18 protein-coding genes are annotated in these 20,507 nt (G+C 41.8%); 7 read left to right on the top strand and 11 right to left on the bottom strand.

Going from position 1 to position 20,507, the window contains the following annotated elements; genetic code table 11:
• Positions 1 to 18: 18 nt before the first annotated feature.
• The 6 genes from H3V01_RS03980 to H3V01_RS03955 all read right to left on the bottom strand — a co-directional run bounded on the left by H3V01_RS03980 (position 19) and on the right by H3V01_RS03955 (position 7,124).
• Positions 19 to 894 carry a metal ABC transporter permease gene (locus H3V01_RS03980; RefSeq protein WP_198186051.1) on the bottom strand — a complete coding sequence of 292 codons (876 nt, stop codon included), beginning with the start codon at positions 892 to 894 and terminating at the stop codon, positions 19 to 21.
• A 5-nt stretch (positions 895 to 899) separates the two neighbouring features.
• Positions 900 to 1,634: a metal ABC transporter ATP-binding protein gene (locus H3V01_RS03975; protein ID WP_198186430.1), complete on the bottom strand. Its 735-nt coding sequence runs from the start codon at positions 1,632 to 1,634 to the stop codon at positions 900 to 902.
• 191 nt (positions 1,635 to 1,825) lie between these two features.
• Positions 1,826 to 3,406, bottom strand: coding sequence for an FAD-dependent 5-carboxymethylaminomethyl-2-thiouridine(34) oxidoreductase MnmC (mnmC, locus tag H3V01_RS03970; RefSeq protein WP_198186050.1), 1,581 nt, complete (start codon positions 3,404 to 3,406; stop codon positions 1,826 to 1,828).
• A complete protein-coding gene (locus H3V01_RS03965) occupies positions 3,403 to 5,532 on the bottom strand; it encodes an AsmA family protein (RefSeq protein WP_198186049.1) in 2,130 nt (709 codons plus the stop codon). Before H3V01_RS03965 ends, mnmC begins: the two co-directional genes overlap by 4 nt.
• Positions 5,533 to 5,797: 265 nt before the next feature.
• Entirely contained in the window at positions 5,798 to 6,253 is a 456-nt protein-coding gene (locus tag H3V01_RS03960; protein ID WP_179300429.1) for a copper chaperone PCu(A)C, read from the bottom strand.
• Positions 6,254 to 6,332: 79 nt separating this feature from the next.
• Positions 6,333 to 7,124 carry an inositol monophosphatase family protein gene (locus H3V01_RS03955; RefSeq protein WP_025330708.1) on the bottom strand — a complete coding sequence of 264 codons (792 nt, stop codon included), beginning with the start codon at positions 7,122 to 7,124 and terminating at the stop codon, positions 6,333 to 6,335.
• A gap of 225 nt (positions 7,125 to 7,349) precedes the next feature.
• Between H3V01_RS03955 and H3V01_RS03950 the strand changes: the two genes are divergently transcribed.
• The 4 genes from H3V01_RS03950 to clpP all read left to right on the top strand — a co-directional run bounded on the left by H3V01_RS03950 (position 7,350) and on the right by clpP (position 11,264).
• Positions 7,350 to 8,162 carry an RNA methyltransferase gene (locus H3V01_RS03950; RefSeq protein ID WP_198186429.1) on the top strand — a complete coding sequence of 271 codons (813 nt, stop codon included), beginning with the start codon at positions 7,350 to 7,352 and terminating at the stop codon, positions 8,160 to 8,162.
• Positions 8,163 to 8,206: 44 nt separating this feature from the next.
• A complete protein-coding gene (locus H3V01_RS03945; protein WP_198186048.1) occupies positions 8,207 to 9,073 on the top strand; it encodes a DUF1853 family protein in 867 nt (288 codons plus the stop codon).
• A gap of 174 nt (positions 9,074 to 9,247) precedes the next feature.
• Positions 9,248 to 10,567 (top strand): trigger factor, encoded by a 1,320-nt coding sequence (tig, locus tag H3V01_RS03940; RefSeq protein ID WP_198186047.1) that lies wholly within the window; start codon positions 9,248 to 9,250, stop codon positions 10,565 to 10,567.
• Positions 10,568 to 10,652: 85 nt separating this feature from the next.
• A complete protein-coding gene (gene clpP, locus H3V01_RS03935) occupies positions 10,653 to 11,264 on the top strand; it encodes an ATP-dependent Clp endopeptidase proteolytic subunit ClpP (RefSeq protein WP_025330704.1) in 612 nt (203 codons plus the stop codon).
• A 139-nt stretch (positions 11,265 to 11,403) separates the two neighbouring features.
• Here clpP and rodA read toward each other — a convergent pair whose 3' ends face one another.
• The 5 genes from rodA to H3V01_RS03910 are packed head-to-tail and all read right to left on the bottom strand — an operon-like array spanning position 11,404 to position 17,005.
• Positions 11,404 to 12,510, bottom strand: a complete 1,107-nt coding sequence (rodA, locus tag H3V01_RS03930) for a rod shape-determining protein RodA (RefSeq protein ID WP_025330703.1) — start codon at positions 12,508 to 12,510, stop codon at positions 11,404 to 11,406.
• An 8-nt stretch (positions 12,511 to 12,518) separates the two neighbouring features.
• Positions 12,519 to 14,558: a penicillin-binding protein 2 gene (gene mrdA / locus H3V01_RS03925; RefSeq protein ID WP_198186046.1), complete on the bottom strand. Its 2,040-nt coding sequence runs from the start codon at positions 14,556 to 14,558 to the stop codon at positions 12,519 to 12,521.
• Positions 14,555 to 15,052 (bottom strand): rod shape-determining protein MreD, encoded by a 498-nt coding sequence (gene mreD, locus H3V01_RS03920; RefSeq protein WP_025330701.1) that lies wholly within the window; start codon positions 15,050 to 15,052, stop codon positions 14,555 to 14,557. Before mreD ends, mrdA begins: the two co-directional genes overlap by 4 nt.
• Positions 15,045 to 15,935, bottom strand: a complete 891-nt coding sequence (gene mreC, locus H3V01_RS03915) for a rod shape-determining protein MreC (protein ID WP_025330700.1) — start codon at positions 15,933 to 15,935, stop codon at positions 15,045 to 15,047. The genes mreD and mreC overlap by 8 nt, the downstream gene beginning before the upstream one ends.
• A gap of 32 nt (positions 15,936 to 15,967) precedes the next feature.
• Complete coding sequence (locus H3V01_RS03910; RefSeq protein ID WP_025330699.1) at positions 15,968 to 17,005, bottom strand: rod shape-determining protein; 1,038 nt, start codon at positions 17,003 to 17,005, stop codon at positions 15,968 to 15,970.
• 190 nt (positions 17,006 to 17,195) lie between these two features.
• On the opposite strand from H3V01_RS03910, the gene gatC reads away from it, so the two are divergent.
• The 3 genes from gatC (at position 17,196) to gatB (ending at position 20,489) form a co-directional block, all read left to right on the top strand.
• Positions 17,196 to 17,483, top strand: coding sequence for an Asp-tRNA(Asn)/Glu-tRNA(Gln) amidotransferase subunit GatC (gene gatC, locus H3V01_RS03905; protein WP_025330698.1), 288 nt, complete (start codon positions 17,196 to 17,198; stop codon positions 17,481 to 17,483).
• A 63-nt stretch (positions 17,484 to 17,546) separates the two neighbouring features.
• A complete protein-coding gene (gatA, locus tag H3V01_RS03900) occupies positions 17,547 to 19,031 on the top strand; it encodes an Asp-tRNA(Asn)/Glu-tRNA(Gln) amidotransferase subunit GatA (RefSeq protein ID WP_232332587.1) in 1,485 nt (494 codons plus the stop codon).
• Between the two features lie 15 nt (positions 19,032 to 19,046).
• Positions 19,047 to 20,489 carry an Asp-tRNA(Asn)/Glu-tRNA(Gln) amidotransferase subunit GatB gene (gatB, locus tag H3V01_RS03895; RefSeq protein WP_255516589.1) on the top strand — a complete coding sequence of 481 codons (1,443 nt, stop codon included), beginning with the start codon at positions 19,047 to 19,049 and terminating at the stop codon, positions 20,487 to 20,489.
• The last annotated feature ends 18 nt before the right edge of the window (positions 20,490 to 20,507 follow it).

Here is a 20,507-nt window from a genome sequence, read left to right as displayed (position 1 = left end):
GAGTTTACTGAAAATTTTTCAGGCAATATGATGACGGTGACGTTTATATAACCGCCATAAAATACCGTTTTCACAACCAATAAATAAAGACAGAATATAAACAAAACCACAGCACAAAATAATTGCCGGACCTGAAGGCAGATCTATATAGTAAGAAAGCAGTAATCCGATAAATCCGCATACTATGGCAATACCGGCAGCAATCGTCATCATACCGCCCATTGTTTTATGCCATAGCCTTGCGCTGATAGCCGGTAACATCATCAAGCCTACAGACATCAGGGTGCCTAATGCCTGAAAACCAGCTACCAGATTCAAAACGACAAGTATTAAAAAGATAATATGCCAGAGTGTCCCTTTTCCGTTTACGGCACGCAAAAACAGCGGATCGATACTTTCCAGCATCAGCGGCCGGTAAATAACAGCCAGTACCAGCATGGTTATACTGCTGACTACTGCAACCAAAGTTAAGGCTGCGTGATCAACCGATAAAATTGAGCCGAATAATAAATTCAGTAAATCGACGCTATTACCGCCACGACTGACCAATACCACGCCTAAAGCCAGACAGGTAAGAAAAAAAGCAGCAAAGCTGGCATCTTCACGTACATCGGCAAAGCGGCTGGCCAGACCGGCCAGTAATGCCATCAGTAAACCGGCAATAAAGCCGCCTAAACTCATTGCGGGCAGACTGAGACCGGCAATCATATAACCAGCCGCAGCACCCGGTAAAATTGCATGACCTAAAGCATCACCAACCAGACTCATGCGGCGCATCATCAGAAAAACCCCTACCGGTGCCGTCCCTAAAGCAAGAAATACAATAGAGCAGAGTGCATAACGCATAAAATCGTAATCAGCAAAAGGTTCTGTAAGTAAATGGACAATATTCATCAGTTTTACCTGTCCCTGTCACACCACTGGTTTTGTTCATATTGCTGCATAGCCGCCGCTGCCTTTTGCAGATTATTTTCTGTTATTACTTTATCCGTTTTACCTGCTGCAATTTTTTCACGGGCAATTAATAGCGTATTGGGGAAATAGGCTTGTACTTGTTCATAATCGTGCAAAACGGTAATAACAGTACATTTTTGTTGCTGCTGATATGTCTTGAGTATATCCAGTAAAGCAAATGTGGTTGACGCATCGACAGCATTAAATGGTTCATCCAGTAATAATACACTTGCATTCTGAATCAGCATACGCGCCAGCAATACACGTTGAAATTGGCCGTTGGAAAGCTGGGCAATACTACGGTCTTTATATTGCAACATCCCTACCTGATTAAGTACATTAAAAATTCGCTGATACATGGTTTTAGATATACTGGTAAAAAAACCTGTTTCATACCATAAACCCATTGCTACCAGTTCAAATACACTCATCGGCTGGCTACGATCAATATCCGACTGCTGAGGCAGATAAGCAATATCGGAACGCTGCAATTTTCCCCAGCTAATTTGCCCGCTATCAGGGCGAACAAGATGCATAATGGCTTTAAGCAAAGTTGATTTACCCGCTCCGTTCGGACCAAATATAGCCCACATCTCATTCTTATTAAAATCAATATTGATATGATGAATAGCAGGTCGATGTCTGTAGCTCACAGTAACATTTTCAAGCTGAATACTCATGATCCGCACACCGCCCATGCATACATTAACCAGAGTAAAACCAGAATCAGGCTTACCCATGACAGACGTTTTATTGCTCCGCAAAGCAAGAGTGAAAACATACTGAGCCTTTAATAACCAATCTTAATCAAGAATGTTACTATATAACATTACATAAATGATACCCTATAACATTATATATATGCAAAATGTTACTTAGTCTGTTCAGCAAATGTGAATGATTGGTGATGAGTGAGCATCCTGATGGGTAAACGATTAGGGTGTAAAGCCTGCTGTAAGCGTACCGATAAAGGAGAGGGCAAACCAAGAATAGATGTAGCTATAGCTTCAGCACATAGCGGAGCAGTAATCAATCCACGGCTGCCATGAGCGGTATTGATAAATGCTCCCGGCAGCCATGGACAGGGCTGAGTAAGTGGGTAGTTTTTATCCATACGTAACTGCGCATAATACTTGAACATAGCAGATGTATCGCCGATTGGTCCGACAACCGGTAAATGATCATAAGCATCACAGCGTATGGCTGCATGTCCCTGCAAAGGGTTATCAGAATCTAAGTTTGCTGCAAGATGCGGCATCCATTGGCGTAATTGCTGCCAGTTTTCTTTTTCGTCTTCACTGGTTAAATCATCATTGGTTTGATTGGGATGAAAAGTAGCGCCAAAACACAATTTATCACGCCATTGCGGGGTAATATAACTATTTGCACTCAATGCACAGTGCAGCTGCACAACCTCCTGTTTTATACTGGCTGTAGTTGTCTGACCGCGTATTTTATGAAGTGGCCATCCGGTTACCGGATACAAAAAATTACTTTCGGCTCCGGCACAAATGACAATATGAGATGCATTAAGTGAAAATGCCTCAAGCTGATTCTGACAATCTATCTGCCATAAATCCTTTTGCCGGCAAATGGCATTTACTTTCGTTGTTGTTAATACCTGAATCAGCGGGTGCCTGAGCATATTCTGAATCCAGCTGAGAGGATTAATTGCTGCGCCATAAGGCCACCATAAACCACTATGCGGCAAATCTATACCGGCGATCTGACTGGCTTCTTCCTGTGTAACAGCATGAAATAATTTACTTTGCGGATTTTGATTAGTCAGCAGCATATTACGTTGCTGTTCTTTTGAATTGTAATTCAGATGGATAACACCGCAATCCAGCCAGCCCTGACCGGCAGGCAAACTGTTGCTGAGCAGTGCCCGGCTGTAGCCATAGCCTGCCAGTAATAGCTCAGTCTGAACCGTAGCATGCGCCGAAATTTTTGCGTATAACAGACCAAGATGATTGCCTGAGGCTGCGCTGGCAATTGTATGCTGTTCTATGACTGTTACTGCTATACCACGCTTTGCCAGAGCAAAGGCAGTGGCAGCTCCGGCAATACCTGCGCCAATCACCACCACGGATTTAACCGGTAATAAATCCGGCAAGGTAAGCCATGGTTTATATCTGAATTCAGAATAAACGGGCGTCGTACTTGTACAGACTATACCGGGATTAAACTGAACCCATTGTTCATATACATGCGGCTGAATAAAAGTAAATTTTCCTGCATGACGAAATGGATAACTAAATACCGGCTGGTGCTGCCAGAATATCCTGGCTTCAACCCAGAGCTGTACAATAATCTGGCCGGCATGTGATTGTGCAGTAAAAGATTCTGGCCAGTTTTGTGCAATTATTATGATTTCTGCCTGCTCATCACTACCAATCTTCTCAGCCAGTTCATCTGGCTTCGGCCACACGTGGAAAATATAAACGCTCATGGCTGACGAGCAGAGGTATAAGTTTCAGAAGAAGAACTGGCTCCCTGATTAAGCCATAACCATTGCTGCTGTAATGTTTGCCGCAAACTGTCCTGTTTTTGTTGTGAAGTGTGTAAACCGGCAGTCAGTTTCTGATAATCAATAGTAAAGGAAGGGCGGCTAAAAGTGCCATTAATGCGTAATGGCAGTAAATTTTGCTGCTGGGCACGCCGAGTAGCAATCAGCACATTATAATCCATTTGCTGCTGTAACCATTTAACACTACCCACACCTTTAATATCAAAGTTATCAGCATGCAATTCTATTCGTCCGTTTTTACTATTACCGTTCTCTACCGGAATAAACAGCTTAATAATTCTGAATGGTGTTTGGCTGGTTTCATTGTAAGCAACGGTAGTCTGATTTTCACCGTTTTGCAGAATATTATTGATATCAATCCCATTCCAAAAACCCTGATGGATTTGTAATTTAGCATTACCAGTCAGAGTCGACAGCCATTGATTACGGTTCATTCCATTACCATGTAACTCAAAATCGGCATCTGCAGTGCCATCAAGGTTATGCCAGCCAAATATATCTTGAAGAAAAGATTTAATCTGCACGTTATTTACATGTTGCTGAATTTTCCAGCTCAAAGGATTGGCATTACTAATCTGTAACATTCCCTGAGTGTTTCCGCCATACATCTGAATACTGAATGGTTGCAGTGTAAAATTATGCACATCAATTGAAAGATTGGTTTTCAGTTGATTCAGCTGCACTTTATGCGTCTGCAAAGAATCGATATTAAGCAGGATATTAACAGAACGGTTTTTAAACCAGTTTTGCCACAACTTTTGCCAGTCAGACGGAAGTATACCGGTAGTATTATCTGTATACGGGCGCAGATTTAGCTGAACAAGATGAATATTTCCATTCACTTTTCCTGAATTTTTATCACTTTGGTAATTTAAATTAATATCCACAGGCTGATTATCGAACAGACCTTGTAATACTAACTGTGCATTTCCGTTGTCATCTCCATGAAGGCTGCCAGTTAGATCACTGATAAACCGCGAATTGGGCAGAGCATTAACAGTATCCTGATGGCTGTTAACCGATAAATTACTAATTTTCCAATGTCGCATATCCAGCCAGTTTAACTGACCACTCACGGTTAAAGCAGTTTGATATAAATGACTTTGCCAGCCGCTATCAATCTGAAATTGTGATAAAGACCACTGATTCTGTATCCAGCTAGTATTACTGGCTGATAAAGTTGCATTAATCTCATTATCACCAATTTGTGCGGTAGCCACACCGTTCAATTGAGGTAATAAGAGTTTAGCCCAACCAAGTTGCCAGTTCTGGCCATTACCTGATATATGCAACTGATTATGCTGACTGTGCCATTGCCATTGGACAGCAGTTGTCTGAAAAAGCTGCTGCTGAGGCAGCCAGCGTGCATCAAAATGCCATTGGCCATTACTATCGCCCAAAGAAGGTAGTTTAGTTTTTACTTCCAGATTGACATCCTGCCATTGCATAACCGCATCAGGACGGTAAACAGCACTTAGTTGACATTGCATAGTCTGCATGTATTGGCCGCTGAGCGTCCCATCCAGTTTAAGCAAACTGTTATTACCAAGATTATGCCATTGTAAATTTAGCTGATTAATTTTCTGAATATTTTGTCCGTCATTGATACGGAAGCTGGCATTTTCCAAAATAAAGCGATTAATTTTCAATTGATTATTTTTATGTTGTTGTTCCCATAAATCGCTCAGATTCCATTGCCCCTGACTATCTCTAACAAGATTAACGTGTGCATTTGTAAGCTGTAATTTTTCAATTGTCATGCGACCGAACAAGCTTTGCCACCCTAAACCAATTTTCATATCATCAATATGAATATCGTCTGCTTTGCTGAATTTATTTTTAATACGTACATTGTGCAAAGTAACTGTCGGGCGTGGAAACATAGCACGGTTTATATCCTGGTCAAAAACAACCTGATGGCCACTATTTGCCATCATGGCATTTGCCCGTTTATTAATTTCTTCTGCATTAAATAAATAATGCAAAACGGCTATATCAATGGCCAGCAAAAGGATAATGCTCAGGCAGCTGAATACGATCAGCTTCAACCAGAATTTGCCTGAATGCAATAAGGAAATCATATTGAATTAAAATTGGATTATTCTCAAAAACTTTGTTCTGATTTATCATCAGAACAAAGAAACAAAATATATTTTTATATAAAACAAATTCAATCAATAAAATAAAAATATCCTACTGATTAAATTAGAAGCCAACAATCAGCTTAGTCAATTAAGTAAACGAATCTATTGAAAGACCAGAGATTGTAAGATAAAGATAAATGCCAGCCTGTTTAACAGACTGGCTGCAAATCTAATGATGCATATGATGATTATCTGAACTAGAAGAACCGACACTGACAGGAACATTAAGCATTAACGGTTTGGCATAACGAAAAGTTAAACGCACCGGAATTGTTGTTCCTTTTACTAAGGGCTTTTTTAAACCCATTAACATAATATGCATTTTCCCCGGTTGAAGCTGGGTCACCTTACCGGCAGGTAAGGGCAAACCTTGCGGTAAAGGGCGCATTTTCATTACGCCATCTACTTCGGTTGTTTCATGCACTTCACCAGACATTGCCACCGGGCTGGATACACTCAGTAAAACATCATCTTTACCTGAATGATTATCCAAATCCATAAATACACCACTGGAAGACATTCCCGGCACACTGAACCGTGCCCATGCATGATTAGCAGCAATACCTTGTGCCAATACCAAACCTGCATATGAAGCCAATAAAGTCGAAAACAAAATTTTTTTCATAATTATCATCTTTATAAAAGCAGATATAAAATTTGTTGTACCCGAATGACCTTAACCGGAGCAATTTGCCATAAAAACATTATACAGCTAAATGCGGAGCAATAATTTGTAAAAGCTGGGCAAGAATTTTGGGATTTGCAGCAACAATATCCCCGCTATCCAGCCAAGTTTGTTCACCATGCATATCAGTAACAATACCGCCAGCTTCCTGCACAATCAGAGCACCACCGGCAATATCCCAGGGTTTCAGGTTAAACTCAAAATATCCGTCAACTCGGCCACAGGCAACATTACATAAATCCAGAGCAGCAGAACCTTCTCTGCGACCACCGGCTGTTTTAGCCAGTACGTCTTTTAAAATTGCCAGATAGGTATCCATCATGCTTTGGTCAACAACTGGAAAACCTGTAGCTATCAGGCTGCGCAATAAATCACTTCGATTGCTAACCCGTATACGCTTATCATTAAGCAAAGCGCCCTGACCCCGGCTGGCAACATATAAATCATTCTGTTCCGGTGCATAAACCAGTGCTTCGGCTAAAGTACCTTTATGCAGCAAAGCCATAGAAATAGCGTACTGTTTATGTCCGTGTAAATAATTGGTTGTACCGTCCAGCGGATCAATAATCCATTGATATTCCGCATTAGTATTACCTGAATGACCAGCCTCTTCACTCAAAACAGCATGATGAGGATAGACTTCCTGAATAGTGTTAACAATAATATGCTCAGCCTCGCGGTCTACATCTGAAACAAAATCATTAGCAGCTTTATTATCAATTTTAATGTTGTTTAAATTGCTGCTGGCACGATGCATCATTTGGCCGGCTTTGCGTGCTGCTTTCCACGCAGTAGTTAATATAGGATTCATGCTAATTCTCGAGATAGGGCTTAAAAGCTAAAACAGATATACAATGGGTATTTTAAAGAACAAATGCCGCATAGAAACACTGCGGCAATATAAACAGAATATTGCCAATTATACGACAAAAAGTGTTTTTGCCAAAATTATGCTCTCGTAGCAGATTGAGAGGCCTGATTTTGCTATAATACGCAGAATTTCTGCATTCAGCAGATGTCTGTATTAATCACTGATATGAATAAACCTGTTCTACCGGATTTTCTCAACAACATTACTATTGTACTTAGCCGAACCAGTCATCCTGCCAATATCGGATCTGCAGCAAGAGCCATGAAAACAATGGGTTTAACCAGACTTACTCTTGTTGCACCGAATTTGATGCAGACGCCAATGACATCTGACCCTGCTAAGTTCGATTATGCCAATCCAGCTGCATTTGTATTACCTGAAGAAAGCTTTATCCTGGCCTCAGGTGCTCGTGATGTACTGGAAAATGCACGGATTGTCGCTACACTGGATGATGCTCTTGCAGATACTACTTTATCTTGCGCCTTAACCAGCCGGCGGCGTGAGTTGTCCGCTCCGCTACATACCCCGCGGGAAATCATGCCCTCATTAATTTTGGCAGCCGGTACAGGTCAGCAAATAGCACTGGTATTTGGAAATGAAACTTTTGGATTAAGTATAGATGAAGTTCAAAGTTGCAATCGTCTGATTACTATTAATGGTAATCCGGATTATTTTTCTCTTAATCTGGCCCAGGCGGTGCAAATTATATGTTATGAATTGTTCAGCCATGTTGATATCAGTATGACACATCTAAAACAAGAACAGAATCTGGCTACTCATCAGCAAACAAGCGGTATGGTAGAACATTTACAACAGGTAATGAATTTGGCCGGCTTCTTTAACCGGCGCAATGAAAAAAGGCTGATGCGACGCATGGCTGCAATGTTCGACCGTGCACAATTAAGCACAGAAGATATCGATGTCTTGCGCGGATTCTACAATACTGTTAGTCAGCAATTACAAAAAAATCAAAATTAGTATTATATTGTAAATATTTTTCTGCAAAAGAAAAGGGTGCCAGTATGAATTATTCTTCAGATCCGATTTGGTGGCGTTTAAAAAAAACGATCGTACGCGATCTGGCCAGTCTGTTAACGGCACCACCTCCATGGATATCATCTGCCGAGATACCAGTTTCAGTACTATTGGGAGATGAAGGATTCCGATTTTTACTTTCTCTGGATGAGCAGCCTGAAAGCCTGTATTTATTTCTGAAAAAACATGGCGGATATCAGAGCCGCCTGGGCATTTATGCAGAACGTTTACTCAGGTATTGGTTTTTACATGCTCCGCACAGTAGACTGATTGCACATAATGTGCAGGTTCAGCATAATCAGCAAACATTGGGGGCTTTCGATTTTATCGTACAGTTAAACGAAAGTATTTACCATCTGGAGTTAGCAACTAAATATTATGGCAGCCGGTCAAATCAACTTGAAAACTTTACCGGTCTGAATCCGACTGACCAGCTTATTAATAAAATGCATAAAATCCAGCAGCAGCTCAGGTTAAGCACGGAGCCTGCTGCTGAAAATATCCTGAAAGATTTATCTTTGGAGCATGAGCAATTGCAACATGCCAGCATTATTCGCGGTATGCTGTTTATGCCTGAACCACAGCAACAATTGCCAGCACCATTAAATTCTTTGAGCTGGCAAGGGTATTATGTAGAAAACTGGGATGAATTTAAATGCTCAGAAAATAGTCGTTTTTACGTACTTGACCATTTATCTTTTCTGTCTCCTGCACGCATCAGTAGTAATGCTATAGTTACCTTCAATCAGATTAAGCAAATCCGCCAGGGTATGGTTGCAGTGGTTGAAGAGCGTGTAGACGGCTGCTGGCATGAAGTGCAGCGTATAATGAAAACAAATTGTAAAAACAACTAAACCTGAACAGCGGCAAGTGTTTTTATCAGTACATAGGTTTTTGTAAAGGCTTATGGTACACTTGCCATTTAATTTTTGTCTGCATGAGTAAATGCCCGTGTGCGTACAGCCCAAAAGCAGTAGCTTAAGACAAATGAAACCAAAACCAGATCAACTGACATCTAAGGGTTTACGATGAGCGTAACAGTAGAAAAATTAGATAATTTAGAGCGTAAAATCATTTTGGCTCTGAGCTGGGAAGACATCAGAGCAAAAGTCAACGCACGCATGAAAGTAGCACAGAAACGTGCCCGTGTTGATGGCTTTCGTCCCGGTAAAGCACCGCTGAGAATAATCGACTCTATGTACGGCTATGGTATTCGTGACGAAGTATTGAACGAAATGACCCATAAAGCATTTGAAGATATCATTGTAGCTGAAAAACTAAAAGTTGCTGGTCTGAAAAGCCTGACTGCTTTGGAAGATGCCGATCAGGATGATGAAAAAGTTTATAAAATTGCCGTAGTATTTGAAGAATTTCCAGAAATCAAAGTCGGTGATTTAAGTAATCAGGAAGTAACGAAGTTCAGCACTGAAATCGGTGATGCAGAAATAGATAAAACTGTTGATATTCTGCGCCAGCAGCGTACCCGTTTTAATCATGTTGAACGTGAGGCACGTGAAGGTGATCGGGTTATTATTGACTTTGCCGGCAAAATTGACGGTGAGGCCTTTGCTGGTGGTACTGCTGAAAATTATCCGTTTATGCTGGGCAAAGGCCAGATGCTGCCGGATTTTGAAGCAGGTATTGCTGGCATGAAAGAAGATGACGTAAAAGAAGTTGCCGTTACTTTTCCGGAAGATTACCAAAGCAAAGAGCTGGCAGGAAAAACTGCAAATTTCACTATTACTCTGAAAAACGTTTCTGAAGCAGTTCTGCCGGAAGTAAATGAAGAATTTGCCAAGTCACTTGGTATTGAAGACGGTGATGTCGAAAAAATGCGTGCTGAAATCAAAAAAAATGTCAGCCGTGAAGTAAACCGTCGCGTTAGCGAAATGACTAAAGACAGTGCAATTAATGCATTACTGGCTGCAACACCGATTGAAGTACCTTCCTCACTGATTACAGAAGAAGCTAAAAGCATGGCAGCAAGAATGAAAGAAAATTTTGCTGCTCAAGGTATGGATCAGAAAGATCTGGAATTACCTCTGGACATGTTTAACGAACAGGCTAGTCGTCGTGTTGCCATCAGCCTGATTATGGGTGAATTGGTTCGTGAAGAAAAGCTTGAGCCAACAGAAGAGCAGGTGCGTAACGTTATTAATGAATTTGCTGATAGCTATGAAGATCCGCAGGAAGTTATCGACTGGTACTACAGCGACAGAAAAAATCTTCAGGCACCTACTTCATTAGCCATTGAGCAGAATATAGTTGATTATGTATTAGGCAAAGCAAAAGTGACTGATAAAGTACTGACTTTTGATGAAGTAATGGGTCAGCAGGCCCAAGCCTGAATCTAAAATACATAATCTGATATGACCAAGCACCGAAGTAGTTGCAAAGCTGCTTAGGTGCTTTTATTTCAACTGAGGAAAAAATATGTCACATATTGAAAATCTGGGTCTGGTACCTATGGTAGTAGAGCAGAGCGGTCGCGGAGAACGTGCATACGACATTTATTCACGCCTGCTTAAAGAGCGCATTATTTTTATGGTAGGACCGGTTACCGATGAAACTGCCAATCTGGTGGTTGCCCAGTTATTATTTCTGGAAAGTGAAAATCCTGACAAGGATATTTCTCTTTACATTAATTCTCCGGGTGGTTCAGTTACAGCAGGCATGTCAATTTTTGATACGATGAATTTTATTAAGCCCGATGTAGCAACGTTGTGCCTGGGACAGGCCGCCAGTATGGGTGCTTTTTTACTTTCTGCAGGGGCTAAAGGTAAACGCTTTGCCTTGCCTAATAGCCGCGTCATGATTCACCAGCCGCTTATCAGTGGCGGATTAGGTGGTCAGGCCTCAGACATCGAAATCCACGCACGTGAGTTACTTAAACTGAAAAAACAGTTAAATGAGCACCTTGCCCGTCATACCGGACAGAAACTTGAACAGATTGAAAAAGATACCGACCGTGATAATTTTATGTCAGCCGAAGAAGCGAAAAAATATGGTTTGATTGATGAAGTACTAGTCCATAGACCTAAATAGAATTTTTAGAAGCAGACAATTAGATAGTATATCTAATACATTAGAAAACGAAACCTTCGAACAAGGTTTCGTTTTTCATTATTGTACTTATGACATGTAAGCTAACAATATTTTTTATCTTAAACAAATAAATAAAATATTATTGTTTACGCTGATTGCTTATACCCATCAGCATAGCTAAGATTACCATTACCGATAACGTAGCTGTACCACCATAGCTTACCAATGGTAAAGGCACTCCTACCACAGGTAAAATCCCGCTAACCATACCCATATTTACAAATGCATAGCAAAAAAGGGTCATGGTTAATGCTCCAGCCAGGGTTCGGCAATATAAGGTTGGCGCTTTAAAGGTTATATAAAGGCCGCGCACAAGAATAAACGTATATACGGTTACCAGTAAAATATTTCCTATCAGGCCAAACTCTTCTCCAAACACTGCAAAAATGAAGTCTGTAGTTGATTCAGGAATATAATCTAAATGTGTTTGCGAACCTTCTAACCATCCTTTGCCCCATATTCCGCCAGAACCAATTGCTGTCATAGATTGGAGAATATGGTATCCGGCACCCAGCCGGTCTTTAGTTGGATCCAGTAAAGTCAATACACGCATACGCTGATAATCATGCATACCGTAATTCCAGATCAATGGCAGCATGGCAACGAAACCAATAATTGCTGAAATGATGACTTTCCACGGTAAACCGGCAAAAAATATCACAAACAGACCTGAAGCCATAATCAGAGTAGCAGTCCCCAAGTCCGGCTGTTTTAAAATCAGTGCTACCGGAATGAATATCAGTACGAAAGCAATAATATAATGATACCAGCGAATATTACTTTCATTTTTCTGAAAGTACCACGCAATCAGCATCGGTACGGCAATTTTCATAATTTCTGAAGGCTGAATACGGGCTATACCAACATTCAGCCATCGTGTAGAACCATTTACCGTAATTCCGGCAAAATGTACCCCAATCAATAGCAAAATCCCCAAACAATATGCAGGTAAAGCAAAATTACTTAATATCTGAGGAGGAGTACGCGCAATAACCCAAAGTAAGATAAAACTTAGAATAGTATGCAGGGTCTTATTTTCAAGCTGACCAAAATCCTGACCGTCGGCAGAATAGAGCAAAAACAAACTCATTACATAAATAATCAACATGGCATAAAAAAGCCATACATCCATAGGTGCCCAAAGTTTGATCCAGAGACGTTTAAACCATTTTTGTTCATTGATCATTGTTTATCTCACAGGCCTGGCTGAGGACGATAAGCACGCAATAACGGAGGTAAGTCAGTCTGACTATGCTCATTATGTTGTTTTGCATCCATCATGGCATTATTGGATAAATCATTCACCGGTAAGTCTGCAGAATTAGCTGCTTCTTTTGCACTAGGGAGATTTTTTAATTTCAAAAGATAAAAATCAGCTAATTGACGAGCCAGAGGGGCTGCTGTAGCACCCCAACCATTGTTTTCAAGAATAACTGCAATCGCTATCTGTGGCTTATCTGCAGGCGCGAATGCAATAAACCATGCATGGTCTCTCAGCTGTAGTTTTAATGCTGCCGCATTATAACGTGCACCTTGTTTAATCTGTACGACCTGAGCAGTACCGGTTTTGCCGCCCATAGTATAAGCCAGCCCAGAACCTACTGCCGCAGCCGTACCACCCGGTTTTAATACTTTTTGCATAGCATCTTTAACATATTCAAAATTGCCACGTTTGAAAGGGACAGTTCTAACTGGTTGCGGGTCGATTAAAGTCATTTTTTTCGAATTATGGTCAAGTAATGCCTGAACCAGATGAGGGCGGTAAACCACACCATCATTACTGAGAATTGCTGTAGCAAAAGCCATCTGCAGAGGAGTATACGCATTATAGCCCTGACCGATGGCCATGCTCACACTATCAGCCGGCTGCCATACGCGTGCCTGAGGTTTAGAGCGGGCAAATCTTTTTTCTTTCCAAGCGCGTGTTGGCAATACACCAGCATATTCATGATTTATATCAATACCCGTCTGCTTACCAAGATTAAACTCAGCTAAATAAGGTGACATACGATCCACCCCCATTTCATAGCCCAGACGGTAAAAAAATGTATCTGACGAAACCTGAATAGCTTTATTCAGATTGGCTGATCCATGGCCACCTCGCGCAGCATCCCTAAACTGATGGGTTGATCCGGGAATACTCCAAAACCCCGGAGCAGGTAAAACTGTACTCTGAGTCAGTTTGCCACTTTCCAAAGCAGCCATTGCCAGAAAAGGCTTAAATGTAGATCCGGGAGGATACATACCCTGAGTCGCACGATTTAAAAGCGGGTGACGCCAGTCTTCATTCAGACTTTTCCACGTATCAGTATCGATTCCATCAATAAACAGATTCGGGTTATAGCTGGGTTTGGATACCATAGCCAGTATCGCACCCGTTTGCGGATTAATAGCAACTAAAGCACCACGTTTATCACCCATCAACCGGTCTGCTTCTTGCTGTACACGGATATCGAGTCCCAGACGAAGCGTTTGTCCGGGCACTGCCGGCACTGTTTTAATAGTACGAACAATATGTCCCTGCGCATCCTTTTCAACTTCACGATAACCCGGAATACCATGTAATTGGCGTTCATAGTATTCTTCCAGCCCCATTTTTCCTATATGAGTGCTACCACGATAAAGTGTTGTCAGTTCAGCTTTGTCGAGAGCTGCCATATCGCGGTCGCTGATCCGGCCGATATAGCCTACGATGTGAGCAAGTAATTCGCCATAAGGATAATCGCGAAATGTTCGCGCATTAATTTCAACACCCGGAAAACGATAAAGTTCAGCCGCCAGACGACTGGCTTCTTCCATTGTTAACTTAAGTTTTAAAGGTATTTTTTCATAAGAACGGTATTCTGCCCGGAATTTATTAAACCGCTTCATATCGCTGGGGGTAATGTCCACATAGTTGCGCAAGGCATTAATTGTATCTTCGAGTTTACCCGGTATCTGATTAGGGGTTATCTCAAGAGAATAAGCCGGATAATTATGTGCCAGTACCACGCCATTAACATCAACTATTTCTCCACGAATGGGTGGTGTAGGAATTAATGAGATACGATTATTAGTAGCGGCAATGACATATTCATCATATTTGATTACTTGCAAGTATACAAACCTGGCAATCAGCATAGAAAAACAAATAATAATCAAAGCAAAGGCTACTGCAATCCGTAAACCGAGATCGCCATTTTGCGCAGGTTTAGATACACGCTTTTTTTTAGTTCGGAATTGCAGTGCTTTCATAGACGTCTTGAATAGGCGAGATAAAGCATGAATTTAGATAAAAGAGGCCAGAGCAGAGCACTGATAAATGGTGAAACAAACAGATTCCAGCCACTAAACTGATGGGTAGAAAAGAAGTGTACAACGACTAAAATCAGAGTCATTAGCATCAGACTGCCGAAAATAGTCAGAGCCTGGTAAGCATAAGAATAACCAAGCATCTGATGCCTGTTTTGTTCAATCAAATAGACAGCTGCCATCAAGCCTAATGCATGTTGCCCGAACGGAGTACCAATTCCCACATCCAAGAGCAGTCCTAATACAAAAGCCATACCGATACCGATATTTTGTGGTCGGTGCAAGCTCCAATACAATGTCATCATGGCTGTAAATGCAGGTAGGCAGCCAGCCAGAGGCTGAGGAAACGGAATCAGATCCAGAAATAATGCAATTACTAAGCTTAGTACAATAAGCCTTTTTCTGGTATGGCGGTGCAAGCTGTCAACTTCAGTCATGATTGATGGATAAAGTATTAGTGGCTGTTGCATCAGCATAATGATCAACTATCTGCGCATGCTTTTGCGGGATAACCAGTACAAAATTACTATTGCGTAGTTGCGCTACAGGTTCAATCTGTGTCCGGTAATAGGGTGAACCATTACCACTCTGCGCTTGTATGACAGTGGCAATAGGTATTCCGGCAGGATAAATACTATCCATGCCTGAAGTAACCAGTAAATCATTACGTAACAGGCTGGCATTAGCCGGAAAGTAACGCAGATCCAAACTACCTGAACGGCCATAAACCAGTGTGCGTACTCCAGTACGCATTACCATCGCCGGAATAACTGCATTACTATTGGTAATTAGTGTCACTTCAGAACTCAATGGCTGAACAGCTGTAATCTGACCAATCAGACCATGTTCATCACTTACGGCATCACCCTGTCGAATTTGATGATGACTGCCTTTATCTATAATGAAGCGGTCAGTCAGCGGATTAGTATCACTTGATACAATCTGTGCAACCTGCGCCTGAGGTAATGCTGCTTTCTGAAGCTGAGTCAGATGATCAAGACTGATTACTGACTTTAACTGTACGTCACGCTGACTAATTTGTAATTTAAGCTGCGCATTTTGAGCCTTCAACAATTTGTTTTCATCGCTCAGATTCTGCTGCTTTTCAAGAAACACCATACCATTAGATACAGCATTAACCGGCTGCATAGCCAGCCACTGTAAAGGATATAATGCGGTACCGATATAATTGCGGCTAATTTTAACCACATCATACCGGTTATCAAGCAACAGCAATACAACTGCTAACAGTGACAGTACAACCAGTTTACTGGTACTGCGCAGACCATTGTGTACAAAATTGAGTGAAGGCTCTGCCATTATTATCTTATATCTGACAAACAGTGCTGCATTTACGGATTGGATACAAATACAGAGTTCATTTTACCAATCATATCCAATGCATGACCAGAACCCCGTGCAACACAAGTTAACGGATCTTCGGCAATCATAACTGGTAAACCGGTTTCTTCTGAAAGCAGGCGATCCAGACCTTTAAGTAAAGCGCCGCCGCCGGTTAACACCAAACCACGGTCAGCAATATCCGCACCCAGCTCCGGGGGAGTTTGCTCCAAAGCATTTTTAACTGCCTGTACAATCTGATTGAGTGGTTCAGTCAGCGCTTCCAGAACTTCATTCGAACTGATTGTAAAAGCACGAGGAATACCTTCTGCCAGATTGCGGCCTTTTACTTCAATTTCTTTTACTTCCATACCGGGGAAAGCAGAACCGATATTTTTCTTAATTTCTTCAGCAGTAGATTCACCAATCAGCATGCCATAATTGCGGCGCACATAGTTAATAATAGCATCATCAAATGCATCACCACCTACACGGATTGAGTGAGAATAAACTACACCAGATAAAGAAATCACACCAACTTCTGTTGTACCGCCGCCAATATCCACGACCATTGAGCCAGTTGGTTCTTCAATAGGCAAACCCGCTCCAATTGCTGCTGCCATAGGCTCTTCAATCAGATTTACAATCGATGCGCCGGCTGCCAGAGCTGAATCACGAATAGCTTTACGTTCTACCTGAGTTGAACCGCATGGAACACAAATAACGATTCGGGGAGCAGTAAACCGGCTGTTGTTTACCTTTTTGATAAACTGCTTGAGCATTTTTTCAGTGACATTAAAGTCAGCAATCACACCATCTTTCATAGGTCGTATTGCCTGAATGCTTCCCGGCGTACGCCCCAGCATTTTCTTTGCTGCTGTTCCCACAGCCAGCATGCCGTTTTTAGCATTTATGGTGTCATTTTGCACGGCCACCACAGACGGCTCGTTTAAAACAATACCCTTATTTTTAATAAAAATCAAAGTGTTGGCGGTACCAAGATCAATAGCCAGATCATTGGATAAATATTTGGAAAAAAAGCGAAACATGAGGATGTCCTAATGAACTTTTAAATTATAAGTATGGCAAAAGCAGTTTTACGGCGCACTGTACTCAGCAAATCAGTACGCCAAAGAATAGGGTTTTCGGTTATAATTCTATATTATGTAACAACCGAATCAGAACGCGCAATGATACCGCAGTTTGCCCGTTTTGCTAAATCAAATTTAAGGATTTTTGATGGCTTTAACATTAAGTGATGTAGATAAGCTCGCACGCCTCTCTCGCTTGAGTCTTTCAGAAGCAGAGCGAAATAACATGCTGACAGAGCTGAACCATGTATTCGATCTGGTCGAAAAAATGCAGGAAGTCAATACTGACGGGATTGAACCGATGGCACATCCGCATGAACTGGCCTTGCGTTTACGCGACGATGCAGTTACTGAAAAAGACGAGCATCATGCAATCCAGTCATGCGCACCGCTGGTAGACAGGGATTTATATCTTGTACCCAAGGTTATTGAATAACTCAACCCTTACCACAATGACTTGTTCATTCATATTTAAATTTATTGCAGGTAACTACAGACAATGTTGCCTGAAAGTTATATAACCACTATGCCAAAAAATTATACATTAAAACAGTGCAGTGACTTACTGCAATCAAAACAGGCTTCAGCTGTCGAATTGGCGCAGGAGTATCTGGCTGCAATTGAAAGTGAAAATGCCAGTCTTAATGCTTATATCACACTGGATAAAGAACGCACTATAGCTGAAGCCAAGACAGCTGATGCACGTTTGGCGCAGGGTTCAGCAAATATATTAACTGGTGTACCCATAGCCTATAAAGATATATTCTGCCAGCAGGGATGGCGCAGTGCCTGTTCCAGTAAAATGCTGGATACTTTTACTGCACCTTATACAGCAACAGTAGTTCAGAATTTGCTTGATGCAGGTATGGTAACCCTGGGCAGAACCAATATGGATGAATTTGCCATGGGTTCAACAACTGAGTCTTCCTACTATGGTATAACTCACAATCCCTGGCAGCTTAATCATGTTCCGGGTGGTTCCTCTGGTGGTTCAGCAGCAGCCGTGGCTGCGCGGCTAGCACCGGTTGCGCTGGGTTCAGATACTGGCGGTTCCATTCGCCAGCCTGCCTCACACTGTGGTATTACTGGTCTGAAACCCACCTACGGTGTAGTTAGCCGTTTCGGTATGGTTGCTTATGCTTCCAGCTTTGATCAGGCCGGACCAATGGCTCAGACAGCAGAAGATTGCGCCTTGTTAATGAATAGTATGGCGAGTTTTGATGAGCGGGACTCTACCAGTATAGAGCGTAATAAAGAGGACTATACCCGCGATTTAAATCAATCATTACAAGGTTTAAAAGTAGGTCTGCCGCGCGAATTTTTTGGCGAAGGTCTGGACGCACAAGTACATTCATCAATTGATAGTGTTGTAGAAGTACTCAAAAAACTGGGTGCGGAAATTGTAGATATTACTTTACCACATACAGAACTATCCATTCCTGCCTATTATGTACTGGCTTCAGCTGAAGCCAGTACAAACCTGTCACGCTACGACGGTGTTCGTTATGGACATCGCGCTGCTGAATTCGATAATCTGGACGAAATGTACAGTAATACCCGTGCGGAAGGTTTCGGGTCTGAAGTAAAACGCCGCATTATGATAGGCACTTATGTTTTGTCTCACGGTTACTATGATGCTTACTACCTGAAAGCACAAAAATTACGCAGAATGGTTGCAAACGATTTCCAGGCAGCGTTAAAACAGTGCGATATTATTCTGGCTCCGGTTGCGCCTACTGCAGCACCATTATTAGATAGCCATAATAGTGATCCTGTTGAAATGTATCTTTCTGATATTTACACCGTTTCTTTAAATCTTGCCGGTTTGCCGGGTATTTCTCTGCCGGCAGGATTTACCACAAGCGGATTACCCGTAGGCGCTCAGCTTATCGGTAATTATTTCGCAGAAAGCCGTCTGCTAGGTATTGCACACCAGATTCAGCAACATAGTGACTGGCATACCAAAACTCCATTTGTACAATAATTGCCAGTATACGAATTGAAAGAAGACAGAATGAATTGGGAAACAGTAATCGGTCTGGAAATCCACGTTCAGTTAAACACGCGTTCCAAAATTTTTAGTGGATCATCTACTGCATTTGGCGCAGCACCCAATGCTCAGGCCAATGTTGTGGATTGCGCACTGCCTGGTGCCTTACCAGTAATGAATCGTGATGTGGTGAACAAGGCCATTAAACTTGGATTGGCTTTAGGTGCGAATATTAACCGGAAAAATGTTTTTGACCGGAAAAACTACTTTTATCCGGACTTGCCTAAAGGTTATCAGATTAGTCAGCTTGATTTACCGATAGTTGAGCACGGAAAACTTGAAATCGTGGTTGGTAATGAAGTTAAAACCATTAATGTTACCAGAGCTCATATGGAAGAAGATGCCGGTAAATCCATCCATGATGAATTTGAACACTATACCGGAATCGATTTAAACCGGGCTGGTACTCCGTTACTGGAAGTCGTGTCAGAACCAGAAATGCGCTCAGCAGCAGATGCTGTTGCTTATGCTAAAACAATGCATAGCCTGGTAACCTGGTTAGGCATATGTGACGGTAATATGGCAGAAGGTTCTTTCCGTATTGATGCCAATGTTTCAGTACGCCCGAAAGGACAGGCTGAGTTTGGCACCCGTTGTGAAATTAAAAATCTGAACTCATTCCGCTTTCTGGAACAAGCCATTAACTATGAAGTGGAACGACAAATTGAATTAATTGAAGACGGCGGTAAAGTCATTCAGCAAACACGTTTGTTTGATCCGAACAAGGGTGAAACTCGCGCCATGCGCAGTAAAGAAGATGCTCATGATTACCGTTATTTTCCTGACCCTGATTTATTACCTGTGATCATTACCGATACCATGCTTGATGCAGCTAAGGCAGGCATGCCTGAACTACCTAAAGAGATGGCCGGTCGTTTTATCGATCAATATGGTATTTCTGATTATGATGCACGATTATTAACTAGTAATCATATACAGGCAAACTGGTTTGAGCAGGCTGCAAAAGTTCATGGTCACGGTAAACTTGTTGCTAACTGGATGCTTGGAGAACTTGCAGCTGCTCTGAATAAAGCGGGAATAGATATTTCTGAAAGCCCGATTAGTGCTGAACGTCTTGCCGGATTAACAAGTAGAATTGCAGATAATACTTTAAGCAATAAACTGGCTAAACAGGTATTTGAAGCCATGTGGAACAGTGATCTTACTGCTGATGCCATTATCGAACGTGATGGTTTGAAACAGATGACGGATACAGGTGCCCTTGAAAAAATTATTGATGAAGTACTCGCTAATAATCAGAAATCTGTAGAAGAATTCAAATCCGGCAAGGAAAAAGCATTTAATGCTCTCGTAGGGCAGGTAATGAAGGCTTCTCGCGGTAAAGCGAACCCTCAGCAAGTTCAGTCTTTACTGCATAGCAAACTGGCATAAGCAAGATAAGGTTCAAAC

It is taken from the genome of Snodgrassella sp. M0351 (assembly GCF_016100575.1).
Taxonomy (GTDB): domain Bacteria; phylum Pseudomonadota; class Gammaproteobacteria; order Burkholderiales; family Neisseriaceae; genus Snodgrassella; species Snodgrassella alvi.
The sequence above is the reverse complement of the archived record's forward strand: the minus strand, read 5'-3'. Positions and strand labels throughout refer to the sequence as shown.